This is a genomic window from bacterium (genome assembly GCA_040755795.1).
Classification (GTDB): Bacteria; UBA9089; CG2-30-40-21; order CG2-30-40-21; family SBAY01; genus JBFLXS01.
On record JBFLXS010000360.1, the window covers coordinates 1 to 4210 of the forward strand.

The 4210-nt window shown below is 39.4% G+C and carries 4 protein-coding genes; all 4 read right to left on the reverse strand.

Features of this window, described 5'->3' with window-relative positions; genetic code table 11:
• Positions 1-483: 483 nt before the first annotated feature.
• Positions 484-843 carry a type II toxin-antitoxin system PemK/MazF family toxin gene (locus AB1414_16565; GenBank protein ID MEW6609032.1) on the reverse strand — a complete coding sequence of 120 codons (360 nt, stop codon included), beginning with the start codon at positions 841-843 and terminating at the stop codon, positions 484-486.
• Positions 830-1081 carry a hypothetical protein gene (locus AB1414_16570; GenBank protein MEW6609033.1) on the reverse strand — a complete coding sequence of 84 codons (252 nt, stop codon included), beginning with the start codon at positions 1079-1081 and terminating at the stop codon, positions 830-832. The genes AB1414_16565 and AB1414_16570 overlap by 14 nt, the downstream gene beginning before the upstream one ends.
• Positions 1082-1324: 243 nt before the next feature.
• On the reverse strand, positions 1325-1939 hold the full coding sequence (locus AB1414_16575) for a hypothetical protein (protein ID MEW6609034.1): 615 nt from the start codon (positions 1937-1939) through the stop codon (positions 1325-1327).
• 987 nt (positions 1940-2926) lie between these two features.
• Positions 2927-3874 (reverse strand): hypothetical protein, encoded by a 948-nt coding sequence (locus AB1414_16580; protein ID MEW6609035.1) that lies wholly within the window; start codon positions 3872-3874, stop codon positions 2927-2929.
• Between the last annotated feature and the right edge of the window lie 336 nt (positions 3875-4210).

Below are 4210 nucleotides of genomic sequence, written 5' to 3' on the forward strand. Positions count from 1 at the left end.
CAAATCGGGCACTTCGGCTATCCACCGACCATCTTCTTCACGTTCAATTTCGATATTCACTAAAATTAAACCTCCAATTTCTATATTTCTCTTCGCATGAACAAATTCAGTCTCATCTGTCTAACGACAGAGCTCACCTCCTGCGAGGGGGAATTACCACTAAACTTTGTAAGCAAGATAAAACTCTGGTAAACTACAAAACTATCTCAATCACGCCACAGCCCCTCGCAGTCAGGTGCAGCGAAGGGTTAGAATTTCTCTTTTATATCCTCACACAGAGCCTCAAAGCACACAAAGATTTATTCTTTTTTATTCAATTCCATTGTGACTTTGTATGATTTATTTTTTCATTCTAATGATAAAGTTCAGGTGCGGCGGGGAGGATTACCACAAAAGTTTGATAGCAAGATAAAACTTTGAGAGACCACAAAACTCTGACCACGGCACAGTCCCCCGCCGTCAACTGCAACGCAGGGTTAGGTTTTAGCCTGTATTATTTATTGTAGAGTTACCAACAAGATAGTTACTGAGCGTTTTTAATAAACGTTTATGCCGTTTGGATGAGATTGCACCAATAGAACCCAGTATGCGATTACTGGGCAACACGGCCAGAAAACCAAGCCTGATCAAAGATTTTGATAGCAAGCCACTTGACTTAAAATCTTCGTCAGCAGGAGAAATGATTTCGTCAAACCCTTTAACCTGCTGATGTAATTGTGTACTTATACCACAGACGAGAAAATCACTATAAGGTGGCATTTCTCGTAGAATAATTGCAGGTCTTTCTTTAAGTTTTCCATCAGCCTGTGGTACTGGTGTAAGGATTATATCACCTTGCTTCATAGTTAGGGTTTACCTCTTTGAGTAAATCTGATGAATATTCGGGCTCATTTCCTCCGTATGCACCTTCCAGTCTTTGGCAGGACAGAGATAACCAACCTTCATGTTCGTTGTTAGTCTTCCGTGTTGGTAGAGTTGGTAGAATGGTTACAATTAGCTTATTATCCCTTTCTAAGTCAAATGGTTCATCTAAGCAAATTCGCTTACCATCAAAATGAGCTGGTAAAGTTACAATAGACATGATAAACCTCCCTTGCATTGAGATATATGATTATTCATTAAACCTAACGATTGAGCTCACCTGCAGCGGGGGAGAATTACCACTAAACTTTGTAAGCAAGATAAAAACTTGATAAACCACAAAACTTTAAAAAGCGGCACAGCCCCCCGCTGTCAGGTGCAGCGATTGGTTAGACACTCAATAGACCGCATTTAGTTTCTAATTACTTGTATTTCAAAGTAAAGCGTCTTCTATACATACTTGCTATACTCTTGTTTGTTTTAGAAGGTTAAGTGCCTTTTTCAAGTCAAAGCCAACTCCCCAAAGGTTGGGTTGTAGAATAATAAGGTCATTAAGCTTATCGTCCTGCTCGTCTCTTAACATTTCCTTCACAAAGTGATCCCAACCCCTACTCGGAGATTCTAAAAACTCTAAGACAGTTTTCTTTTTTATACCTAAATCTTGTGATTGCTTTTCAATTGAAGATTTCAATACATTGATTGCTGGGATAGAAATTCTATTTTCAATTGCATTAAGATAGCCTGCGATACTTGAAGAAAGATGAAAGATATAAGATATTCTTGTAGAATGAATTATGCTAAGGCGTTCGCCTATCTCCATAGTAATATTAGAAAGGTCATTCGTAAAAAAGTGGAAAATTTCTTCTCTATTCCTAGGCATTGGAAGATTAACACTGATTCCAAGATTTTTTATAATATCGCACAATATTTCTCTATATTTTTCACATCCTGTACGAATCTCTGAGTCCTTTAAGTTTTTCTTGGAGTCGATTTCGATGCCATACTTAACAAGATAGGCGCAAAATAGCTGAAAGTGAAGGCCAAGCCGATATGCCAATTTTTCAAATTTATTCTCCATTAGAATTCCTCCAACAGGGCGCGTATTCATATAGCTCGTTATATCTGAATATACATCTTTCTGGTCGAGTAGAGCACTGGCGCAGTGATAGAGCTGTTCTTGGGTTTTCGATGCACGCATCTACTAACACTACAACAGTTATCCTGTTTCCAGCACCCCCTCTAAAATTCCGTACATCGGGTTTTCCCCAATACGGCTTCAAGCTGTAGGTACTTATCAGTTCGGTTTTGAGTCTTCCTCATAGATACAGTAACTTAAGTTATACCCAACATACATCACTCTATCTACAAGTTTGCTCAAACCTTCGGCTTCTTTACTTGGTTCACTCTGGGACTTTACCGACTCCTATGTTAATAGCCCCCTCGGACAATCATAGGCAGACTCCCCCTTTCTTGAAACCACCTACGCCCAGAGACCCTTCACTCTGATAAGGTTATGTTATCCTTATCGTCATCGCTATTATGGCCTCATCCGCCAGACTGGATAGCTCTTCCTGATTTCCCTTTCACGGTTATACAGGAAGTCTTTGTCATTCAAGGGTAATCCTGACTGCCATCCAGCCCTTCCCTACTTTGCCTGATAGACACTGTATGATTGCCGCCTCCTCTACACCGAAGAGTCCATCACCTGCATCCCCCGTTTCCTTCAGTGATGGTAGTAGTCATCATCCCGTTAGAACAGACTTGACACTCTCATTTGCTCATAACGATGCTTCAAACAGATGTTCGCTTTCGCTACAGCCCTCATACTTGCTCGCCCCACCAAATGGAACTTTTACTTCCGAGCTTTCCCCACAAAGGGTCTCCCCTTCGCAGAGTCGAATATGACTACAGTGGTAAAACGGGAATTCCACTAACAGGACTTTCACCTGTTTGCCTACCAGGTTTGTAGGCCGCACTCTAACGATTGAGCTCAACCGCCGAGCGTAAGCGAGGTCGGCTGCAGCGAGTTGTTAGACAACAAAAATAGTAAAATGTATATCAACCGCTATTCCTCTATATTAGATAAAAAATCTTGTTCTTCATAAAAAGTATCGAACTTTTCTCCTTCATATTTTGCCCACTCATCCCCGATTCCTTTTTTAATTATCTCTCCATTAGCATTCAAATAAAAAATTCTCCCATCGTTAATTTCTATTCTAAAATATCTAAGTTCCTTGCTCCAGTCTACTGATTTAATACTTCTTCCTTGAGGAAGAATTACTCTATACCATTTGTGCGTTCCCTTTGGAAGGTTACTACAATAAGGTGGAGCTTGACCAAAGACATTGGTTGCTTCCAGCAAGAAAATAACAGAATGGTACAAATAAGGCTTACTATCTTTAAAAAATTGTCTAAAGTCATTATTGACCCCAATACAAACAACAGCGGTCCCATGATTTGATAGAACATCTTGGAAAAGATATAACCGCCCTAAAATGCCTGGATGCCAAAAACTACCAACTTCTTTTCCCAACACATTTAGTATTATTATCCGAGAAGCATACCAAAGTGGATCGTTTGCCAATGCGATGACTTCTTTCTCTCCATCATGATTTACATCCCTAACTAACAATTCAGTTATTTTAAACTTATCTGAGTGCCCTCCCCAAATAGGAAATGACTTTGGATAAGAATTCACTCTCCAAAGCTCCTTGCTTTTTCTGTTTAAAACCATAATATGCCCTGGAATCTCTCCATGGTCTCCAAAACCTATCACCAATTCCTTTTTCTTATCACCATCTATGTCCTCAAGAACCGTCTTTATTACTTCAGTTTTAAAATCATTCTCCCACAAAAATTGGTTATTTCTATTAAAAACTTTCAATTTAGTCTCATCAAGATAAACACTTGCAATTTCCTGATCTTTTAGGATTTCACTAATTATATGACTAAGCGTTATTCCGATCAGAGCTGCCAGTAAAGTAACACCTATCCATTTAATAATCTTTATCATCTTTTTATCTCTCTTTTATACTTCCGAGCTTCTGTTCTATATTTGCGTTGTTGTCTAACGATAAAGTTCAGGTGCGGCGGGGAGGATTACCACTAAAGTTTGATAGCAAGATAAAACTTTGAGAGACCACAAAACTCTGACCACGGCACAGTCCCCCGCCGTCAACTGCAACGCAGGGTTAGACAAAAGCTTTGATTCGCTGTCTTTTCCTTTTCCTCTGCCTCACCGAATTATTGTGCATTCCTCATTCACGGTTTGACCCTAAAATATCTCCTTTTTATTTTCTCACACAAAGCCACAAAGAACACAAAGGTTTATTGTTTTATTCAATTCCTT

Coding starts and splice junctions, on each gene's coding strand:
- AB1414_16565 (MEW6609032.1), bottom strand. CDS start 843: ATGAAGCAAGGTGATATAATCCTTACACCAGTACCACAGGCTGATGGA.
- AB1414_16570 (MEW6609033.1), bottom strand. CDS start 1,081: ATGTCTATTGTAACTTTACCAGCTCATTTTGATGGTAAGCGAATTTGC.
- AB1414_16575 (MEW6609034.1), bottom strand. CDS start 1,939: ATGGAGAATAAATTTGAAAAATTGGCATATCGGCTTGGCCTTCACTTT.
- AB1414_16580 (MEW6609035.1), bottom strand. CDS start 3,874: ATGATAAAGATTATTAAATGGATAGGTGTTACTTTACTGGCAGCTCTG.